This window comes from Rhodothermales bacterium (genome assembly GCA_040221055.1).
Lineage (GTDB): Bacteria > Bacteroidota > Rhodothermia > Rhodothermales > UBA10348 > 1-14-0-65-60-17.
Window position 1 is genome coordinate 32,956 of record JAVJVN010000006.1, and the last position, 21,595, is coordinate 54,550.

16 protein-coding genes, 1 tRNA gene and 1 pseudogene are annotated in these 21,595 nt (G+C 62.3%); 5 read left to right on the forward strand and 13 right to left on the reverse strand.

The annotated features are described in order from the left end of the window. Nucleotides 1-2: 2 nt before the first annotated feature. The 5 genes from RIE53_02330 to RIE53_02350 form a co-directional block, all read right to left on the reverse strand. Entirely contained in the window at nucleotides 3-2,423 is a 2,421-nt protein-coding gene (locus tag RIE53_02330; protein ID MEQ9103516.1) for a choice-of-anchor B family protein, read from the reverse strand. Nucleotides 2,424-2,516: 93 nt separating this feature from the next. Beyond that, entirely contained in the window at nucleotides 2,517-4,079 is a 1,563-nt protein-coding gene (locus RIE53_02335) for a GNAT family N-acetyltransferase (GenBank protein ID MEQ9103517.1), read from the reverse strand. Continuing rightward, nucleotides 4,076-6,082, reverse strand: coding sequence for a heavy metal translocating P-type ATPase (locus tag RIE53_02340; protein MEQ9103518.1), 2,007 nt, complete (start codon nucleotides 6,080-6,082; stop codon nucleotides 4,076-4,078). The genes RIE53_02335 and RIE53_02340 overlap by 4 nt, the downstream gene beginning before the upstream one ends. Next, nucleotides 6,079-6,864: a tetratricopeptide repeat protein gene (locus tag RIE53_02345; GenBank protein MEQ9103519.1), complete on the reverse strand. Its 786-nt coding sequence runs from the start codon at nucleotides 6,862-6,864 to the stop codon at nucleotides 6,079-6,081. The genes RIE53_02340 and RIE53_02345 overlap by 4 nt, the downstream gene beginning before the upstream one ends. Nucleotides 6,865-6,978: 114 nt before the next feature. Next, entirely contained in the window at nucleotides 6,979-8,436 is a 1,458-nt protein-coding gene (locus RIE53_02350) for a hypothetical protein (GenBank protein MEQ9103520.1), read from the reverse strand. A 188-nt stretch (nucleotides 8,437-8,624) separates the two neighbouring features. Between RIE53_02350 and RIE53_02355 the strand changes: the two genes are divergently transcribed. After that, on the forward strand, nucleotides 8,625-9,968 hold the full coding sequence (locus RIE53_02355; GenBank protein ID MEQ9103521.1) for a T9SS type A sorting domain-containing protein: 1,344 nt from the start codon (nucleotides 8,625-8,627) through the stop codon (nucleotides 9,966-9,968). Between the two features lie 5 nt (nucleotides 9,969-9,973). Here the strand turns inward: RIE53_02355 and RIE53_02360 are convergent, their stop codons facing one another. From RIE53_02360 to RIE53_02375, 4 genes are all read right to left on the reverse strand, one after another. Then, the gene (locus RIE53_02360) at nucleotides 9,974-11,215 is read right to left on the reverse strand and encodes a hypothetical protein (protein ID MEQ9103522.1); all 1,242 of its coding nucleotides are present in this window, start codon (nucleotides 11,213-11,215) and stop codon (nucleotides 9,974-9,976) included. Continuing rightward, on the reverse strand, nucleotides 11,212-11,430 hold the full coding sequence (locus RIE53_02365) for a GDCCVxC domain-containing (seleno)protein (GenBank protein MEQ9103523.1): 219 nt from the start codon (nucleotides 11,428-11,430) through the stop codon (nucleotides 11,212-11,214). Before RIE53_02365 ends, RIE53_02360 begins: the two co-directional genes overlap by 4 nt. A gap of 10 nt (nucleotides 11,431-11,440) precedes the next feature. After that, nucleotides 11,441-11,513, reverse strand: a tRNA-Glu gene (locus tag RIE53_02370). 61 nt (nucleotides 11,514-11,574) lie between these two features. After that, the gene (locus RIE53_02375; protein ID MEQ9103524.1) at nucleotides 11,575-12,645 is read right to left on the reverse strand and encodes a peptidase; all 1,071 of its coding nucleotides are present in this window, start codon (nucleotides 12,643-12,645) and stop codon (nucleotides 11,575-11,577) included. 185 nt (nucleotides 12,646-12,830) lie between these two features. Here RIE53_02375 and RIE53_02380 point away from each other — a divergent pair, with 185 nt between their 5' ends. Genes RIE53_02380 through RIE53_02395 form a run of 4 tightly spaced genes read left to right on the forward strand, consistent with a single transcriptional unit; the run spans nucleotide 12,831 to nucleotide 18,085 of the window. Further along, nucleotides 12,831-15,284, forward strand: a complete 2,454-nt coding sequence (locus tag RIE53_02380) for a TonB-dependent receptor (protein MEQ9103525.1) — start codon at nucleotides 12,831-12,833, stop codon at nucleotides 15,282-15,284. A gap of 53 nt (nucleotides 15,285-15,337) precedes the next feature. After that, entirely contained in the window at nucleotides 15,338-16,441 is a 1,104-nt protein-coding gene (locus tag RIE53_02385) for a cysteine desulfurase family protein (protein ID MEQ9103526.1), read from the forward strand. Nucleotides 16,442-16,458: 17 nt separating this feature from the next. Further along, entirely contained in the window at nucleotides 16,459-16,968 is a 510-nt protein-coding gene (locus RIE53_02390) for a DUF2480 family protein (GenBank protein MEQ9103527.1), read from the forward strand. A gap of 28 nt (nucleotides 16,969-16,996) precedes the next feature. Next, nucleotides 16,997-18,085, forward strand: a complete 1,089-nt coding sequence (locus RIE53_02395; protein MEQ9103528.1) for a DUF2914 domain-containing protein — start codon at nucleotides 16,997-16,999, stop codon at nucleotides 18,083-18,085. 29 nt (nucleotides 18,086-18,114) lie between these two features. Here RIE53_02395 and RIE53_02400 read toward each other — a convergent pair whose 3' ends face one another. The 4 genes and pseudogenes from RIE53_02400 to RIE53_02415 all read right to left on the reverse strand — a co-directional run. Then, a complete protein-coding gene (locus RIE53_02400) occupies nucleotides 18,115-19,122 on the reverse strand; it encodes a hypothetical protein (protein MEQ9103529.1) in 1,008 nt (335 codons plus the stop codon). 546 nt (nucleotides 19,123-19,668) lie between these two features. Beyond that, nucleotides 19,669-20,208: a hypothetical protein gene (locus RIE53_02405; GenBank protein MEQ9103530.1), complete on the reverse strand. Its 540-nt coding sequence runs from the start codon at nucleotides 20,206-20,208 to the stop codon at nucleotides 19,669-19,671. 190 nt (nucleotides 20,209-20,398) lie between these two features. Further along, nucleotides 20,399-21,342: pseudogene (locus RIE53_02410) on the reverse strand (IS3 family transposase). Between the two features lie 29 nt (nucleotides 21,343-21,371). Next, a partial coding sequence (locus tag RIE53_02415) for a hypothetical protein (protein MEQ9103531.1) occupies nucleotides 21,372-21,595 on the reverse strand: 224 nt, incomplete at its 5' end.

A 21,595-nucleotide genomic window follows, 5' to 3' on the forward strand; every position in this document is an offset into this window, starting at 1 on the left:
TTCTACAGGTCCACCTCCCGTTTGCGGAGCACGAACATTCCTTCCGCCTGGCTGCTGACCACGATCACGCCGCTCTTGAAGAAGGGGTAGTTGCTCCACGACCCGGCGAACCCGAACATATTCTCGGCCCAGGGAGCCGTGTCGAAGTGTCCGACTTCGACAGGGCTCTCGGGGTCGGAGATGTCGAGGATCCGCAGACCGGCGTTGTAATTGGACTGGTACATGAGGTTGCCCTTGACGTACAGGTTGTGGTCACTGGCGCCGTTCGAGTGGTAGAACTCGTTCACGAGGATGGGCTCGTCCAGATCACTCACGTCCCACACCAGCGTCCGCGTGCGGTCCACGATCTTGTTCATTTCGTCGAGCTCGTCGTTCATGTAGAAGTACCGGTGGTCCTCCGTCAGCCAGCCCTGGTGGGTATAGGCGGTGTTGGGGTAGCGGGCTACCGAAATGGTCTCCGGATTGGCCTTGTCGGTCACGTCGGCAATGATGAAGGCGTTTCCGTTGGAGTTCAGGCAGATTTCCTGGCCGTGGTGGTCGGTGTCGGGACCCCGGTAGACCACGCATTGCGCATCGTGCGTGCCGCCGAATTCCTGATGCGTGTAGCATCCCACGAATGTCGGATTGGCGGGGTCGCGCAGATCGATCATGTGCAGCTGACCGCCGCACCCCATGGCACCCGAACCGGATCCCGTGGCGTATCCGAACCCGGTTTCTTCGTTGATCACGATGTTGTGCGAGCTGGCCACGCCCCGGTAGGTGGTCGTCGGCTCGAAGTCGACCGGCATGTCGGCCGGATTCACATCGCGGAGCTGCGTCAGGTCGAACACCTGCATGCCGTGGTCGCCTGAACCGTCCGCCACGATGTAGGCGTGGTCCTTGTAGACCTTGACGTCACGCCACCAGGCGCCCGGCGAGCCTTCCGTACGCATGAGCTGGCCCACGTACACCGGCATTTCGGGATTGCGGATGTCGATGAACGACACACCGTCGGTGCGGGCAGCAAGTACGTATTCGGCACCCGTTTCGGGATCGGTCCAGCCCCAGATGTCATTCAGGTTGGCCCCGCGGTCATTCACCAGTTCAGCGGTCGACAGCATGGACAGCAAGTCGACCTGCTCGCACGGATAGAGGCCGGCGGCCAGGCCGTCCTCGCACTCAATCTTGCTGCCGGTGACCGACGACAACCCGACGACGTCGCCGAGCGCATCGGACGTCTCGGCCCAGGAGCCGTCCGGCTGCAGCGCGTAGATGATGGCGCGGCCGGAGCCGTAGTCCGCGCTGGGCGCGCCTACCGCAAGTGCATCACCCGAAACCGCGAGACCCACGCCGAAATTGCGGCCGCGTTGATCGCCCGGGGTTTCCAGACGGGTCGGTGGCGCATCCAATGCGTCCAGCGCCAATACGAATGCGCCGCTGCGCGCGCCCACCAGCAGATGCGTATCCGACAGCGCCAGGCCGTGGCCAAAGTCCCCGGCCGGACGTGCTTCTTCCGCTGTTTCCTGCTGCAGTACATGGGTTTGCGACCACGTGCCGTCCGACGCCAGGTCGTACACCACGACGGCTCCGCTGCCGCCGTGCTTGATGGCGCCCACGTACACGCGGTCGCCGTCGGCCGCGAGTGCGCGACCCAGCATGGCCCCGGCATCCAGCCCGTCCGCGCTCAGTGTGGCCGTCTGCATCCAGTGGTTGCCCATGTGGAGTTCATAGACCAGCACTTCGCCGCGGTTGTCGTTGGCCGTCGGCGCACCGATGAAGAGCCGGTTCCCGGACGCGGCGATGGCCCAGGCCGGGGCGTCCACCAGCGTCCGGAAGGACGAACCGTCCTCCGTCACGAGGACCGAGCCCTCGTTGGTGTCGCCATTGTAGGTGGTCACGGCCGTGAAGGGCGCGACACGGGCAATGGTCTGCGTGCGATACCCGCCGCGGGCGTAGGCGCCGCCCACTTCATGACCGGCCGGCACCAGGGCCGCCGCGGGAGACCATGCGCCGACTTCCTTCCAGTCCTTCGCGCCGCTGTAGTCCGCCACGCGCTCGAACACGTACACCGTCTGCATGGCCGGGGCGCCTACATACAGCCGGCCATCGGCGGCCAGGATGGAGCGGCCGAATTCATCGCCGTGTTCGCCGTTGGAAGCCATGATGCGACCGATTTCGGCCCACGATCCATCAGCCTGCCGGGCGTACCGGTAGATTTCGCCAGCCGGATCGGAACCGGACGGCCAATCGATAGGCGCCGAGCCCACCAGGATTTCGCCGTCGGCCATGGCAATGGTGGCCCCGAATCCGAGCATGGACGGGGTCTCGCCGGTCGGAATGGACTGGGCGGCGGCGGGCGGCGTGGTGACGAGTGCGAAGGCCAACGTCATGACAGCGAAAACGGCCAGACGCGCGGCGACAATAACGGAACGGAGCGTGTGCATGGTGGGGCGGGATGGGTTGCAGTAGAATCCCAATCTACACCCCGCACGCATTCCGGGCCAGCATCCTGCCAACGGCCGCCCGCCGTGCGGATTCTATGTGCTTTTCCCCTTCCACTCAATCCGGTACAGATCGCGGCGGCGGTCCAGGTAATTCCGGACGGACCCCTCGTTCTGGAGCACGTTCAGTTTCTCCAGGTCCAGGTCCACAATCAGCGTCATTTCCGTGTTCGGCGTGCTCTCGGCCATGATGGCATCGTGCGGAAACGCGAAATCGGACGGCGAGAACACGGCTGCCTGCGAGTACTGGATGTCGGCGCCGTCCACCTTGGGCAGGTTGCCCACACTGCCGGCAATGGCCACGTAGCATTCGTTCTCAACGGCCCGTGCCTGGGCACACAGGCGGACGCGCAGGTAGCCGTTCTTGGTGTCCGTCCAGAACGGCACGAACAGCATTTGCATGCCTTCCTCGGATTGCAGCCGGGCCAGCTCGGGAAACTCCACGTCGTAGCAGATGAGCACGCCGATTTTGCCGAAATCCGTGTCGAACACCTGCAGGCGGTCGCCGCCCTGCATGATCCACGCCCGCTTCTCGTGCGGCGTCGGGTGGATTTTGTATTGGGTATCGACCGATCCGTTGCGGTGGCAGAGGTACGCCACATTATACAGATCGCCCCCTTCCATGATGGGCATGGAGCCCGCAATCACATTGATGTTGTACGATACGGCCAGCTTCGAGACCGCCTCCACGATTTCGTCCGTGTAGGTGGCGAGCGCCTTGATGGAGTCCACCGAATCGTAGTGATGCGATATGCCCATGAGCGCGGCATTGAAGAACTCCGGAAAGAGCGCCAGGTCGCACTGGTAGTCCGAGAGCGCATCCACGAAGAACTCTACCTGTTGGATGAGCTCATCCACCGAGTGCACCGTGCGCATTTGCCACTGCACGCATCCTATGCGGGCCGACGTCCGCGGCGCCCCGATGAGCGGCGTCTTTTCGGGATCGTAGTAGAGGTTGGTCCACTCCAGGAGCGTGGCGTATCCCCTGGATTCCCTGTCCTCGGGGAGGTACCCCTTCATCACCCGCTTCACGTCGAAGTCGTTCGACAGCTGGAACGTCAGGATGGGGTCGTAGATCAGCTTCTTGCGGACCTTTTCGATGTACGCCTGGGGCGACATTTCGTGGGCATGATGCCGGTAGTTCGGAATGCGCCCACCGGCAACGATGGCGCGCAGGTTCAGGTTCTGGCACAGTTCCTTGCGCGCCTCGTAGAGCCGCCGGCCCAGCCGCATGCCCCGGTAGTCCGGGTCCACGAACACGTCGACGCCGTACAGCACATCGCCTTGCGGGTCGTGCGTCGTGAGGTAGGCGTTGCCCGTGATTTCGTCGTAGGTGTGCTGGTCCCCGAACTTGTCGTAATCCACGATCACGGAAAACGCCGCGGCCACCACCTTCCCGTGATCCTCAATACAGATCTGGCCCTCGGGAAAAACCGTGAGTTGCGCCTTGTACTTCCGGTCCGGCCACGCACCATCCAGGTTCGGATAGACCTTGTCCATGATGGCCTGCACGTCCGGATAGTCGTCCGGCGTGAGCTGGCGGAGCTGGATGTTGTGTTCCGGCTCCTGGGCGGGGTCGTCTTCGTGGGCGGGTGTCATGTGAGCGATTGGCGTTTCAGGAGTTGGGCGTTGATGGCCACGATGACCGTGCTGGCGGACATGAGTACCGCACCGACGGCAGGGGAAAGGGAAAGGCCCCAGGGGATGAGTACGCCGGCGGCCGCAGGGATGGCGAAAATGTTGTAACCGGCCGCCCACCACAGGTTCTGGATCATTTTCCGATGCGTTGCGCGTGACAGGGCCATGATCTTGGGGACATCCCGGGGATCGGACCGGACCAGTACGATATCTCCTGCTTCAACGGCCACGTCCGTACCGGTTCCGATGGCAATCCCCACGTCGGCGGCCGCGAGCGCCGGCGCATCGTTCACGCCGTCCCCCACCATGGCCACCGTGCGGCCCTCGCGCTGCAGGGCCTTCACCTTGTCGGCCTTGTCCTCGGGCAGGACCTCGGCGAGCACCTCGTCGATTTCGAGCTCAGCGGCGACGGCTTCGGCCACGGCCCGGGCATCGCCCGTCAGCAGCACGACCTGCATGCCCTGGTCGTGCAATGTCTTGATGGCCGCACGACTCTCTTCCCGGATGGCATCGGCCACGGCGAAGACCGCCACGACGTGCCCGTCCCGGAGGAGGTGGATGGCGGCCTGTCCACGTTCGGCGGCCTCGTCGGCCGCATGCTCGAGCCGCCCGTCCGGGGTCGCGCTCTCAGCCTCCAGCAAGGCCGGACCGCCGAGCATGAACGTCTTCCCGTCCACTTCGCCGGCCACCCCCTTGCCTGTGATGGAGCGGAAATCGGTGACATCGGGTATGGAGAGGTCCCGGTCCTTGGCCGTAGCTACAATACCGCGCGCAATGGGATGCTCCGAATCGCCCTCCACGGCGGCGGCGGCGGCAAGAAGCGCGTCCTCATCCTCGCCGTCGGCCACCGTCAGCTCCACCACCCGGAATTCCCCGAGGGTCAGCGTCCCGGTCTTGTCGAAAATCACGGTATCGACGGTGCGCGCCGTCTCCAGGCCCACGCGATTGCGGACCAGGAGTCCGTTCGTCGCGCCCATGGTGGTGGATATGGATACGACAAGCGGCACCGCCAGCCCCAGCGCGTGCGGACAGGCAATGACCAGCACCGTGACAACCCGTACGACCGCATCGTTGACCGATGCGCCGAGCAGCAACCACACCACCAGCGTTACGACGCCCGATCCAATGGCCACCCAGGTCAGCCACGCGGCCGCGCGGTCCGCCAGGTGCTGCGCCCTTGACTTCGAGGACTGGGCGTCCCTCACGAGCCGCATGATGCCGGAGAGTGCGGTTTGTTCGCCTGTTTTTGTGACTTCCACCTGCAGCGAGCCCTCCCCGTTCACAGACGCCGCCACAACGTCGTCGCCTTCTGCCTTGTCGACCGGGCGGGATTCGCCGGTCAACATGGACTCGTTCACCTTCGAGGTGCCCTTCCGGACCACGCCGTCGACGGGAATCCGCTCGCCGGGCCGTACGAGGACCACGTCCCCGACCTCCAGCTCATCCACGGCGACCTCTTCTTCCCCGTCGTCGGTCAGGCGGACGGCCGTGTCGGGCAGCAATTCGGCCAGCGCATCGAGTGCTCCTTCGGCGCGGGAAACGGATCGCATTTCCATCCAGTGGCCGAGCAGCATGATGGCCACGAGGGAGGCCAGCTCCCACCACAGGGGAATGGCCTGCAGCAGGCCCACCTGGACCACCCACGAGAACACGAAGGCCACCGATATGGCCAGCGAAATCAACGTCATCATCCCCGGCTGGCGCGCGCGGATTTCGGCGGCCGCACTCTTCAGGAAGACGAGCCCGCCGTACAGGAAAACGAGGGTGCCGAGCACCGGCGCTATCCACGCGGACCCCGGAAAAACCGGCGCGTCATACCCCAGCAGCTCCTGGATATGCCGGGACCACAGGACGATGGGCAGGGTCAGCGCCAGGGACCACCAGAATTTGTCGCGGAACATGCCGGGATCGTGGCCGGCGTGCTTATCGTGGTCGTGGTCGTGGTGGTGATGGTCGTGGTTCATGGTCGGTTCCGTATGATGGCAGCCCGTTCCTCGAGTTCGGCCGCCTCCTCGGCTCGGCCGGTCTTCCAGAGGACCCGGGCCAGGTTTTCAAGACTCTCGGCGACCGGCAATTGACCGGGACCCAGGAGTTCCTCCCGGATTTCCAGGGTCCGTGTCCAGGAGGCATGGGCGTCGGTCAGCCGATCCTGCATCCAATAGACGTGACCCAGGGCATTATGGACGCTGGCCACGGCCAGATGGGTGGGGCCGAGCTCCGATTCCCGGATGGCGAGAGCCCGGTGGAGCAAGTCGAGGGCTTGTTCCGAATTCGCCAATTCCATGTACGCGTCCGCCAGATTCATCTGGCTCTGCGCCACCACCAGGGCGCCCACGTCCGGCGCCCGTTCCTGGATATACAGGATGCGCTCCAGCAGCGGCACCGCCTGTTCCACGTGCCCGGTCGAGCGATACATCCGTGCCAGATTGCCGAGCTCCACGGCCACCGAGGGGTGATCCTCGCCCAGAACCTCCTCCAACAAGGTCACCGATGCCGCGAAGTGCCCCTCCGCCTCCGCGAGGTTGCCGAGACGTTCCTGGATGAGTCCGGCCGTGCGGTCCGACAGCGCCACGGAGGGATGCCGATCGCCGAGCTCCACTACGGCAAACGCCCGGGCCCGCTCGGCGAAGGTCAACGCTTCGGTGTACTTCTCCTGGCGGAAGAGCGCCAGCGCCTGCTCGTTCAGGATGGTCCAATCCTCCGACTGGGCTGCGGCGGGCAGCGCGACCAAACAAAGGGCGACCACGGCACCGGTCAACGCGCCGAGCCGACGTGTTCGACGGCAGGGCCGCGCAACGCAAGGAGGGATTTCCGGGGCATGGTCAGGTATCTCAGGCATGCCCCAAGATACCCAACGACCCTACTCCCATGCCGTGACGGGCATGAACATGGAAAACGCCTCCCGAACGTCCCACCCGGCCCGGTCCGCGGCCGTACGGATTTCCCACCGGGCATGCGACCCGGTCAGCGTCATTCCGGGTGGAAACAGCGTCGATCCGCCGTAGAGCAACGCGTACTCCGGAAACCATGCCAGCAGCGTCCCGCTGGTGCCAGGACCTTGCCCCGGCGTGACCTCCATCCGGTTCGGACCGCTTCCAATGGCGGTCGGCTGGCTCACGAACGTGACCTGCCAGTCGGGACGGCCCGTATGGGCCGAGACCAGCGCATCGAACACCTGCTCGCTCTGCGCGGACACATACACCGGAATCCCCGCCTCGGCCAGCGCCGCCACCCCGCCGAATTGTGTGAGCGCATCGGCTGCTACAACGGCCGCCTTCACCGGCACGCCCGGCCAGCGCTCTGCAATCCGCATCAACAGATGCTGCGTGGACGCCGGGGAAATGGGCGTCTCAACGAGCACGAGTCCATCCTCCTGCTCCACGACGACGGCCGGAAAGAATTCGGTCACGATCACGGTCACGCCGTCGGCAACCTTCGCGCGTTCCGTGAGCGGCGCCGGACCGGCCGACTCGCGCGCATCCCAGGCCTCGCGGATGCCTTCCGGGATGTCCAGCAGCCCGGCTTCCAATTCGGGGTTCACGCGCACACCGGTCACCATGCGGGACATGTACGGCATGCCGTTGCGCGAAATGTCCCACTGGAACGGAATCCGCACGCCGGATTCGTGCTCCACCCAATTGTACCACGTGGTGCGGACGCTCAGGTCCCCCCACATGGCCCACGAGAAGTCGTACGGACGCGCCCCACGGACCTCTGTCTCGTACGGCAGGTCGGTCGCGGCATCCAGATGGACGTGAACATCCAGCCCTTCCCAGCTGAAGGACAGATGATGCGTCGCCCGGCCATCCCGGACGGCATCGGCATGCCGCACCAGGTCCGGTGCCCCGAGCGCCGTCTGCATGAGCCGCAGCGGATGCAGTGCAAGCAGTTCGCGCGCATCCATCAGGTCCAGTTTGCGTGCGGGAAGGGTCCGCTCGTTTCCGTCCGGCATGGCGAACACCATCGCCGCCACGTCCGGCGCCGTCACGAAGGTCATCACCCGACCCGGGCGCTCCGACGCAATGAACACGGCCTTGCGGAGTCGCGTCCGTTCGCCGTCAAAGTCCAGGATGTGCCGGATTTCGTCGTATTCAACGGGTTTCGGGCCACCATCCTGTTCAAACGCGTCGAGAATGAACTCGTGGCCCCGGATGTCCATGTCCAGCACGTTGACAGCGGCGAGCGCCTCGGGGCCGCCGAGGGCCTGGATGGCGGCGTGGGCCAGGTCGCGGGCGGTATCGCCGTCGGCTTGGGATTGGGAGACGGCCGGCGCCGCAAACGCGAGGATAAGTAGAGCCGTACACAGAAATCGAAGCATGGTTACAAGGCGTTGGTCAGTGAAAATCCAAGCTTAGCGCGCGTTCAGACGGCCGTCCTGAGGGCGACCCGAGAACGGCCTGATGTTTTACCGATGACCGTAAATACCGGCCTCCGGGTATGCCCTCGCGCGTGCGCAACAGATAGGTTGTGCACCCACTCCTGTAAATCATTCCGAACCGACGCGTCATGTCCAAACGGCTACTCCTGTTCGTTCTCCTCATTACTGCTGCTGCCTCGCTCCTGATGGCGTCCAACGCAAGCGCCCAGTGGGTGAATATCTCCGAACCCGGCCGCAACTACACCGATTTCACGATTTCAGGGACGACCATCCTGGTCGGAAACGACGGTGGAAGCGGCGAGGCCACGCTCCGGTCACCCGACCTCGGGCAGACCTGGGCCATTACGCGAGCATCTGTTGCTTTCGAGGCACGCTCAGTTCAAGCGCTGCCGGATCGATTCATCATTCAGCACACCGGTAACCGCGACTTCATTTCCATGGATGATGGATTGACCTGGACAGGCATTGATGGACCGGGAAGCAACGTCACGGATACGTTCTTCGACGAAAGCACGGGAATCCTGTACGTCACCACGCAATCCCGCAACCTCCGCCGCAGCCTCGATCTGGGTGACACCTGGGAAGACATGGGAATCGCGAGCTCCGGCGATGAATTGACCTGGGTCCACGCCCGCGGCGATGTCATCATGTCGGGATACAACAATTATGGGGGCGGAACGTGGCTCTCGACCGACGGTGGGGCATCCTTCGCTGCCGTGGCCGGGCTGGGGCAGTCCTCCGCCGGATTCGTCGCCGAAAACGGCGATCTGTACGTTCTCAAGTCGGATGCCCTGCAATCCACGGTCAGCGGCACGCTCATGCGCAGCAGGGACAATGGGGCCACCTGGGCGTTGGTGGCCACCCCGCCGAATCGCGAAGGTGTTTTCGGCGGCCAGCAAACGCCGCTGCGACAGGAGGCCCTCCTGTTGGAAGCCGGTGGATCCATCATGTTCGGGCACAACGACCGACTGTATGTGACCCATGATGATGGAGCCACCTTGACCGAGTTCAGCGAGGGCTTGATTGACGCCGGCCCCCGCGCATCGGCCGTGAAGAACTGGGACATTGTCGGGGATGACCTCTACATCCTGCTCATCAACTCGAACGAAGTGGGACCCACGGACCAAGGATTCGGGCTGTACCGTCGACCGCTGGCCGAAATGGGTTTTGACCCGACGGCCGTGGCCGTTGAGCACCTTCCAGGCGCTGAAAAGCACCTCCTGCTGGACATCTACCCAAATCCGATAAACGGTCGGGCAATGGTACGGACGGAATTGTCGTCGACCGCATCCGTCCAGGTCAGCCTGTGGGATTTGCAGGGCCGGGAAGTCGCGCGCCGCGATTACGGCCATCTCCCGGCGGGTTCACAGACCGTTGGACTCTCGACGCTCGGCGTACCGGCCGGCATGTACCTCCTGCGCGTGGAGACCGGAAGCACGTCCACGACCCGAACCGTGGCGGTGGTGCGCTAGCGCATTCACTGCCGCGGAGTTCCGAACAATGCACCGTGAACGACCGCCTTGCCGGAGGCCCCGTGTGGCCACTCGGCACGGTCGAACGAGATGCTCGGACCGCCGGGCGCTATCGTGCCGGTGTTCGGGTCGAACGTCAGGATATCGACCCGCGACATCGACATGCCCGTCACGACCAACCGGTTCGACGTCCGGTCGGCAGCAACCCAGTGGGGCATGGTGTCCATGGGGTACCGGAAGGCCTCAACGGGCTCCAACGGATTGGACACGTCCAGCACGATGAGCCCGGGAAGCGCCGGAACCGTCTGGATGTACCAGTCGCCGACCACCACGGGCACCGCGCACTCCTGACCCGGCTCCAGCCCGCCGGGAAAGGTATGGACCAGCGTTGCCGTCGGTGCACGGGAGGCCACGTCATCGAGCCGGTAGAGTCCACAGCCGAACGTGTTCACGTACACCGTGCCATCGGCCAATACACGGGGTTCGTTGGGGGCAAAATGATGCTCTCCCGTCCCGGACTCGGGCAGCGGGACCGTAGCCACGAGCTCAAGCGGATCCAGTGACCACGTCTGGACATGATACGTGTAGTGGTAGCTCCATTCGTTGAATGGCACGCGTCCCATGTCCGAGTTGGTCGATACGACCCGGTTCAACCCGGGCACAACAGCCAGGCTGTAGGGCCACGTCAGGGAACTGTCCAGCTGGGCCGAGGCTGCCGACGCCACCCGACGCGTGTCACCGCGGGGTCCCATTTCGGCAAGGCCACCGATGGGCGCATAGTCGGGCCCGGCGGACTGCATGGTCGCCAGCACACCCCCATCCGGGAGCCGCGCGTAGGCGTGGGGATACCAGTAGCCGCCCACGGACTCGACGGACGCCACAAGCTCTGGACGAAGCGGATTGGACAGGTTCATCACGAACGTCTGTCCAGTCGTCCAGCCATTGGCAAAGAGCGTGTCGCCGACGGGAAATTCGTACTCGGTGTGGTGCGGTTCGGAAAGAAATGCGCCAACCGGAAGTGTTGCCACCACATCGCCGTAGGATGGCGCGTCGGCACGGGCATCAATGACCGCCAGGAAATCCGACTCCGCGCCATCCACATCGCCGGCCCACACGAACAGGTAATCGGCAGGATCGGCGTCAGGGACGGGTGTTGGTTCCGGCGTTCCACACGCCGCGAACACCAGCATGGTCACCATCAATGACGCCGATAGCCGTGCCGACGCATCCATGCGATTGGATATCATGTGCAGCACCCTTTGCCGTCCTGCTGGACCGGAGGACACGGTACCGATCCATGGGAGCAGAAAACGCAGCAGTCTCCGGGTAGCGTCCGGATGATCTCCCCACAGGCCGTGCAGTCGTAGAAACGGACGCACGCGTTCTCCGGCATGGTCTCGACGGATGCATGCCCGCAAGCGGGGCATGTGAGGGTACTTTCCAGGGTGACGGGTTCGCGCATGACCGTAATGTACCGCGTACGGGATTTGAACCCGTGTTACCGCCGTGAGAGGGCGGCGTCCTGGACCCCTAGACGAACGCGGCATGGGGCCGCCCTGAACCGGGCGGCGGCATGATACCGGCGCGTATCGAAAGGAGTTCCTGTTTATTGCGCGGCCAGTTCGAGAACGAACGTGCGGGCGCGGACCAGGCTGCCGGGCAGCAGCAGCGGGTTGTGCCCCGCGCCGGGTTCCGTGTAGATAAAGGCTTCGAACGAGGGCGCCGTGCGGCCGATGGCGGCCATGGCATCCATGAGATGCTCGGTCTGAGAAACAGGCACAATTGCGTCGGCGGTGCCGTGATGCACCTGCATCCGCGGCAAGTCACGCGCCCAGAGCGCCGGTGATCGCCGGACCAGCTCCAGTCGAACGTCGTCAATCGTCAATGCCCCGGCCGCCAGCGGGGCCACAAAGCGCTCGTTCAGCACATCCAGCCCCGGAAGGTCCCGCGGCGAGCCCAACAACGCTTCGGTGAACACCTCCTGGACGAACGGGCCGAAGAAATCCGTGGGACCGAAGAAGTCCACGACGCCGTCAATCCGGTCATCGCGCAGGGCCATGAGCATGCCGACGGCACCGCCCCGGCTGAAGCCCAATACACCTATTCGCGACGCATCCGCCGAAGGCTCGATGTCCAGGGCCGTGTTCAGCAGGGCGAGCGCATCATCCACATCCCGATCCCAGGGACTGGCGGGACCATCGGACATCCAGGTTTGCCCGCCGAAGCGCAGCGGTTCATCGCGGAACGAGGGCATGACGATCACGAAGTCCGACACGATCTGCGGAAACAGTTCGAAGACCGCCGCCGCTTCGTTCATGTCCAGTCCGCTGTCACCTCCGTGGGCGTACACCAAGACCGGGAGCTCCCCCGCGCCGAAGCCGGTGGGCGTCACGACGGCGCCATAGTGGCGAACGCCGTCCACCGCGTGCCCGACAATCTGCACCTGCACGGAGACCCCGGCAATGGTCGCAGGTGTGGTCTGGAGGACCTGAACGTCGGCCGGCGACACGTCACGGGTGGCCCATTCGGCCTCCACGGCCGCCATTTCAGCGGCGCTGGCCGGTTCGAACAGCACGTCCAGGTCCACGCCGGCCACGACGCGATCGGCATCGGGCGACGCGGCCAGTTCGCAGCCTGCGAGAAGTACGACCAGAAGAAACAGGAGCAGACGCGGCATGGGCGGATCCGTTAGAAGTTGAACAGCCGCTGGGACGACACCGACGATATGATGGTTTCTTGAAATTGCAGGAACGCGCTGGTTCTTGTTTGGACCGGGTCTAAATTACGCCCTGTTATCTGGACTGAATCCAAACAAGCAAGCTGAAGCAAACGCAAACGCCGACGCCAACGCCAACGCCCATCATGTCCCATCTGCTCTCCGCAACCACCCGGTTGCTCGCGCTCCTCGCCCTCCTGCTGCTCGCCGGTGCCCCGGCCCTTGCCCAGTCCCACGGCAGCATCTCCGGGTACGTCACCGACGCCGACACCGGGCAGCCGCTTGCCGGCGCGCACGTTTCGGTCCACGAGACCACCTTCGGCGCCGTGACGGACGTGTCCGGGCGGTTCCGGCTGGAAAAACTTCCGGCCGCACCCTACCGGCTGACCGTATCGTCCATCGGATTCGAGCCCATGACCATCGATGTGCGCGTATCGGCCGAGCGAGAGAGCACCGTCCGGCTGGAACTTCGCCCGGCCGTGCTGGAATTCCCGGAGTTGGTGGTTGAGCGGGCCAGCATGCTGACGCATCCCATGGGCATGGAGGGCATTCCCGGCTCGGCGCATCGGGTGACCACGCGGAGCCTCGCACAGTATCAACAGAATGACATCAGCCGGGCGCTGCGCAGCATCCCGGGCATGAACATCCAGGAGGAGGACGGCTATGGATTGCGTCCGAACATCGGCATCCGGGGTACGGGGGCAGAGCGGTCCTCGAAGATTTCCCTGATGGAGGACGGCATTCCGGTGGCGCCGGCGCCCTACGCCGCTCCGGCCGCCTACTACTTTCCGACGGTCGGCCGCATGGAGGAGATCGAGATCCGCACGGGATCGAGCCAGATCAAGTACGGCCCCTACACCACTGGAGGCGCCCTGAACCTGCTTTCCAAGTCCATTCCCCAGGTGTTTTCCGGCTCGGCCACCCTGAATCGGGGCGAGCGGGACAACATGACGCTCAAGGGACACGTGGGTACGTCATGGACCCATGGCGGCGTGCTGTTCCAGGCCTTCAACGCGCAGACGGACGGGTTCAAACAGCTCGACAACGGCGGCGCGACCGGTTTCAACAAGACGGATATCCTGGCCAAGGCGCGCGTGAACACGGGTCCCGACGCCCGCGTCCAGCAGGCGCTCTCCGTGAAATACCTGTACACGGATGAGCGCTCCGACGAAACGTACCTGGGGCTGACGAACGCGGATTTCCAGGCCAATCCCCTGCGCCGGTATGCGGGCTCCGCACAGGATGAGATGGATGCGGGCTACGAGCAGGTCATGATGCGCCACCTGGTGCAGCCGAACGATGCGCTGCGGGTGGTGACCACGGCCTACCGGTCCACCTTTGACCGGAACTGGTACAAGCTCGACAAGGTGGGATCGGTGGGCATTTCCTCGCTCCTGGAGGACCCGGCCGCCCATCCGACCGAGTTTGCCACGGTGTCCGGGCGGGCCACCGGGGCCGACGTGCCACTCCTGGTCAAGGCCAACAACCGCGCCTACCTGTCCCGCGGCATCCAGTCGGAAGTGGCGTGGACCCTGAACCGGACGGTGGACCTGGAGGCGGGCGTACGCATCCACCAGGATGAAATGGACCGCTTCCAGTGGGTGGACGAGTGGCGACTGACGGAAGCGGGCATGACGCTCGCGAATGCCGGGACGCCGGGAACGGAATCCAACCGGATTGAAACGGCACGGGCCAATGCGTTCTACATCCAGCCCCGCTACATGGACGGCCGGCTGACCGTCCAGCCCGGCCTGCGCCATGAAACCATCACCATCCGCCGCGAGGACTTCGGCAAGAACGACGTGGCGCGCACGGGAGCGAACCTGGCCACCCGGGAGAACGAGGTGTCGGTCTGGATTCCGGGGCTGGGCGCCAGCGTGCGCCTTGCGGACGGCACGACCGTGTTCGGCGGCGTCCACCGGGGATTCGCGCCTCCCGGATCTGCCGAAGGCACGCGGGCCGAAAAGAGCGTGAACTGGGAAGTGGGTGCGCGGCATGAGGCCGGGGCCTTTCGGGCCGGTGTTGCCCTGTACTACAACGACTTCTCGAATCTGCTCGGATCGGATCTGGCGGCCTCAGGAGGCACGGGCTCGGGCGACCAGTTCAACGGTGGCCAGGCCGACGTGAAGGGCGCCGAGCTGCAGCTGTCGCGCAACCTCGGGACGCTCCTCGATTGGCGATTCTCCGTCCCGCTGTCGGTAACCTATTCGTACACCCATGCCACGTTCGGCTCCTCGTTCGAGAGCGATTTCGATGCGTGGGGCACGGTCCAGGCGGGCGATGAACTGCCGTACATCCCCCGGCACCAGGGTTCCGTCGAGCTCGGCCTGGAAGGCAACGCGTTCGATGTGCAGCTGCAGGCGGTCCACGTAGGACGGATGCGTACCGTGGCCGGGCAGGGCGACTTCAATCCGACGGCGTCCACGGACCGGCACTTCCTGCTTGAGGCATCGGCCGGCTACACGTTCCGGGACCACGTCCGCGTGTTCGCCGTCATGCGCAACATCACGGACGAAGTCTACGTCGCGGCGCGGCGGCCGGCGGGGCTCCGCCCGGGACTGCCCCGGACCACCATCCTGGGCATGACGGTCTCGTTCTGACGGTGTTCTGAGCGCACCCGGAACGCCAACCGGCATTCCCGATTCAAGCAGGCATGATCTACTTCGACAACAATGCCACGACGGCCGTTGAACCGGCCGTGCTCGATCGGATGCTGCCGTTTTTCACGGAGCATTACGGAAATCCCTCCAACACGTCGCACGCGCTGGGATGGGCCGCCGATGAAGCGGTGAACCTGGCACGCGAGGATGTCGCCGGGCTGGTCGGCGGTTCGCCGGACGACGTGATTTTCACCGCCGGAGCCACCGAAGCCATCAATATGGCCATCCGGGGCGTGGCAGCCGCCGCGACGGGACGGCACATCGTGACCGTCGCCACAGAGCACAAGGCAGTGCTGGAAACCTGTCGCAGCCTGGAAGCCGACGGCTTCGAGATCACGGTCCTGCCGGTCAACGCGGACGGCGTGGTATCGGTGCGGGCGCTGGAGCGCGTGCTGCGACCGGATACCGTGCTGACCTGCGTGATGTGGGCCAACAACGAAACGGGCGCCGTCCAACCGGTGGAACGGATTGCCGCCGTTCTCGCCGACCACCCATCCCTGTTTTTCTGCGATGCGACGCAAGCGGTCGGCAAGCTTCCGATTTCCATGGACGGCGTGGATCTGCTGGCCCTTTCCGGCCACAAATTCTATGGTCCCAAGGGCGTTGGCGCGCTCCTGGCGAAGCCCTCGGTCCGCCTGGTACCCGTCGTGCGCGGTGGTGGACAGGAAAAGAGCCGCCGGGCCGGTACGCTGAATGTGCCGGGGATCGTGGGGTTGGGGGCGGCGGCAGCGGTGGCCGGCCAGCGGCTGGACGCTGACCGCCGCGCAATGCAGGACCGTCGGGATCGCTTCGAAAATGCCGTACTCCATCATTTCCCGGACGCCCGCGTGAACAGCGCCGGCGCAGAGCGCCTTCCGCAGACTTCCAGCATCATGTTTCCGGACATCAAGGCCGCCGACATGATGGCCCAGATCGGGACGGTGGCCGTGTCCACGGGCAGCGCCTGCTCTACGGGGTCAGGCAAGCCCAGCCACGTCCTGGCTGCAATGGGCCTCGACAAGCAAGCCGCCGCCGGAACGGTCCGCTTCTCCATGGGCCGCCACACGACGGATCAGGAGGTCGATGCCGTCGTACGAGCCCTTGCCGCCTTCAGTTGATCCCCCTGTCCCCGCCCATGGAACCCATCATCCGGAATCGTGTCGCCGAAAGTCCCATTGAAGTCTTCAATCTGGAAGATTTCCAGGAGGATGCGCGCGTCGTGGACGTCGACCTGGCCGCGTTCCTGGACGGCGGATTCATATTGCGCGAGAAGGCCTTCCGGGATCAGGTGAAGGCCCACGACTGGTCGTTCGCCGAAGGCAGGCACGTGGCCATCCACTGCACGACCGATGCCATCATCGCGCCCTGGGCCTACATGTTGATTGCCGCCCGCCTGTCGGACGTGGCCGCATCGGTGCAGGTGGGCCCGCTCGACACCGTCCGCAGCATGGTCTGGTCCCGCCTGCTGGCCGCCGCCGATTTCAGTCGGTTCGATGACCGGATTGTGGTCATCAAGGGATGCGGCAACCGGAACGTCCCCGAAACCGCCTACGCCGAAGCCACGCTCCACCTGCAGCGCGTGGCCCGCAAGATCATGTACGGCGAGCCCTGCTCCAGTGTCCCGGTCTGGCGACGCCCGGCTTGAGTAACCGCCCCACCTGCTCGCCACGGCCGTGCTGATTGCCCACCTCACCCAATTCTGGAACCGGCACGAGCGATGGCTCGGCATGCTGTTCTTCGTGTCCGGAATCATCTGGGACCTGCTCACGCTGCGCCGGATTGACAACTGGGTCGACAACACCATCCTGCTGTCGTACTACGTGGTCCTGGCCGCGGTCGTCGTGGCCCACGGTAATCTGGTGGGCGGGAAGCGGGTTGTGCCTTGGCTCATCCGGTTCCGCCATTGGATCCGCCCCGCCATCCAGTTCCTGCTCGGTGCCTTGCTGTCCGGGCTGGTCATTTTCTACGCCCGGTCCATCACGTGGACCACCGGCTCGGCGTACTGGGGAGCGCTGGTCATCGGACTCGTGGCCAACGAAATCCTGCTCCGTCGGCGCGTCTCCTACCAGGCGCTGGTGGTCATGATTTTCCTGGTCGGCGCCACGATTGCGGGCTACCTGGTGCCGGTCGTCGCGGGTCGCCTGGGCCTGGATCTGTATCGTGTGGCGCTGGTCATTGCCCTGTTACCGGCTGGACTGCTGGTGACGCTCGGCGTCCGGCTTCAGGCGTTCCGGTCCCACGGGCGAATGGTCTGGACCGTCATCCTGTTGGCGGTGCTGCCCGTCCTGCTCGACACGGCCTACCGCCACAACTGGATTCCGCCGGTCCCGCTCGCCGTACAGGCCGGTGGGATCTACGAATCGTCGCAGCGCGACGGGGATGAATTCGTGCTGACATGGCGCAGCGACGACTTCCACCTGTTCCGCCGCGACTATGATCGGGACGTCTACTGGACTCCGGGCGATACGGTGTATGCCTTCTCGGCCGTGTTCGCCCCGACGGGACTCACGGAGCGGATTTACCATGTGTGGCAGCAGCGGCAAAACGATGCGTGGGTCTCAACCGATCGGATTGGCTACGCCGTGAAAGGTGGTCGGGACGGCGGCTATCGGGGCGTGACCTTCAAATCGCAGGTCCGGCCGGGCGACTGGCGCGTGCTCGTGGAGACGTCCGACGGCCGAACCTTGACCCGGATTCCGTTCACCGTGATTGAGGCCACCCCCGAAAACCGCCCCAATCGGGTCCTGGAGCGCCGTTTCTAAATGTAACCTGGCAGGTTACATTTAACGATTTACGGTTTTTGGTATGATGGAGCCATCGCCCTGACACGTGGATAAAGATGGGAGTCAATGAGATAAAATAGCCCATCATGGTACGCTCCTACTTCAATCTGGCTCTGGACACTGGACAATCGGCCCGCCCCGTTCTCCCGAAAACGGGCCGAGGACAACAGCTCACCGTCAACTGAATACTCTTCCATCCTGATTACGAATTCACCCTCGTCGCTCTCTGAATCCAGTATGTAGAACAACGCTATAGTCTTGTCGCTGGTAAACAAGACGCCGATGGCTCTGGACAATATTTTTGCAGCATAATCACCCTCGACAACGGTCCTGATGAGTAGAGCATCTGTCGGGCGATCGTCAGGGTCATACACAGCTATCGGATCAGACAAAAAGGACGACGTTTCTACGAATCGAGCCTTCGACCACCGCGATCCATCATATTCGAAATAATATATCCTTCCTTCAAATACAGGAGGGACATATACGAGACTGGATTGATGAACATCAAAATAGCCTGGATTATAGTCCATGAAATTAGCGACGAACCCGGTTGTATCCACCTGCATATGTCTTGTCATTCCGAACTTGGAAATAACGCTGAACTCGCGATCGACGTGCGCGAACAGCGGCCGTGACTCTTCGACAGGCCTCCCGGATCGACCCACCAGGATCACATATTCGCCGCTATCTATTTGTCGTATTCTACGCGGAAAGCCTACGTTGTCAAACGCATGGGTTGCGTCCAGATCTCCAGAGGACGAGAACACCTTGAACCGTCTCGACCGATAATCCGACACAACCAAACTGCCATCCGAATTGACCGTGAACGTGGACATGGAGCTCAATTCCTCAGGTGCGAGACCTCTGCTTCCATATACATTGACGACTTTACCTGACGCGTTTACCTGCCTGACATGCATCGGCATATCATCCGCAATGTAAATACTGTCTGCCGACAATACGAAGATATCATCGATATCACCGAAAAGATCCATTTCATCCTCTGAATCCATTTTGCCAATCGAAAACGACTCCGTCCACCCCGTAGTCTGAGCAACAACATGATCACTCTGCACACTGTATGACAAAGCGATAACGATAATCAATATTTTTCGCATTACTTTATAGTATTTAATACGCATCAGTTTACCTTATGCTTTACGCGAATGAGCGGGGTACCCATAGAGGCACCCCGCTCTTTGATAAAAACACATTACAATGGAATATCTACCGCATCATTGCGTTGACAGCAGTCATCAACATTCCGAGTTCCATTCATTGCACATGTCTGGCCCGTCTTCACAGCTCCATGGATGTGTATCTTGCGTACAAGAAAAGTAGCCTGACACCGACTGTACACACACCAAGCCTTGACAATCTAGACAGCATTTTTCCGGGGCGGCCGTACTCGTAGCTTCAGCAAGACCACTTGGAAACATAAGTGCGGCTGCAAGTAATAAGCACGCTGCGATAGGTGCAATGTTGTTTTTGATATTCTCCATCATCGAATTACCCTCCGTGTTTTGATTATACCTCACCAAAAGATGGCGCGAGGTACCTCACGCCTCCAGCTTGGATCTTAGACGCTCGGCGAATTCAATTTTTAAGTCCAAAGGCGACACCGAATTAGCCCTCAGTTCATTGTTCCAGATTAGTCTACCCGACTTAATATCTATGATCATCATTCTCCTCGGACCTACGTCCGCAATTGGTAATTTAAATTCCTCTACCAATTCTGAGTAAGTCAAAGCATGTGTATCTACCTTGATGCCTGAAATACGAATGAATCTTTCGGCATTTCTTAATGTCGAATCGACCACAATAACAGCTTTGGAGCTTACAGTAATACTGCCAAAATCAAATTTATTGAGGAGGCTGTCAAATTGTTCAATCTCAAGCAGACACCCCGTGCACGAGCTTGGTACAATGATGTAATAGACCAGGTAATCAGCTTGACTGTTTGACGCCAGTGATGGGATTCCAATTTCTTGATTCAATAACGTTACCCAGTCTTCCCCAGCATCGTCTCCAATCCGACCGTCACCGGTATAAACGATCTTTGCGACAACAACTACGAATGCCATCAGAGCAACAATCATACTAAAAACTGTTTTCAGACGCTGTCTGCCCATTGGACGTAATGATTATCAGTTCTTTATTGGTCCACTGTCAGGACACTACAAAAAAAAAACTAGTATGTCAAGCAGTGTCCCGTATTAGTGCGTTCCACTCTACTTCCAACCGCCGAGGCCAACAGGCTGAACCGCCCCGGGAATACTGGAGACTTTTTCATGTGAGTACCGTCTCAGGAAGTATTTCCTCCGAACGGTCGTAGTAATTCTCCTCGTATTCAGCTTGCGGGATATCGCCGATGGGCTCGAGGAGGCGGTGGTTGTTGAACCACCAAACCCATTCCAAAGTAGCGATTTCGACGTCTTCCAGTCCGCGCCAAGGTCCGCGCTGCCGGATCACCTCGGTCTTGTAGAGTCCGATCATGGATTCGGCAAGAGCGTTGTCATACGAGTCACCTTTGCTTCCCACTGACGGCTCTATTCCGGCCTCGGCCAATCGCTCGCTGTACTTGATGGACAAGTATTGCACGCCACGGTCGGAGTGGTGAACCAGGCGGTCCTGTCTGGCTTGGTCACGGTCATGGATGGCCTGCTCCAGCGCATCAAGGGCCGGTCGCTCTTGAGAGAGTTTGATACGCGCCAACCGACAATGCGCCTGGCAAAGGCATCAATGACGAACGCAACGTAGACAAAGCCGCGCCAGGTGGCCACGTATGTAAGATCCGAGACCCATAGGCGATTCGGGCCCACCGGGGCAAAGTCACGCTCGACCAGGTCCATTGGGCGTTCGACTACATCCGCCGGAATCGTCGTCTTTATCCTCTTGCCACGGACAACGCCTCTGAGGCCCATGTCACGCATTAAACGCTCTACAGTGCATCTTGCAACCTGGATTCCTTCGCGGTTGAGCTGCTTCCAGACCTTTCTGGCACCGTAGACGCGGAAGTTGTCCTTCCAGACACGATCAATCTCTTCGCGCAGATATTCATCACGCCGAGAACGGGCGGACCGAAGATCTGGATCAGCCTGACGCTTCTTGAACGCATAGTAGGTCGACGGAGCGATCGGTATCACCTGACTGGCGATGGAACATCGCCTATTCGGCTCGACCCCGTACTCCACTTTATGATCATCGATGAACGCCACCATTACTTTTGTGGGTCTTCATTTGAGCGTGTGGGTGGCGTAGTTTAGCCAGCATGAGGGACAAAGACCTGTACGCCCGCATTTTGGGCCTCGAAGCGCCTTGGCACGTGACCGAGGTTGACCTCCGAAGAGAGCATGGAGAAGTCATTGTAACGGTTGAACATGAGCGTGGCGACACGCACGTTTGCCCCAAGTGTGGTTCGAGCGGGCCGGGCTACGACAGCCGCAAGCGGCGCTGGCGCCACCTTGACACGTGTCAATTCCGGAC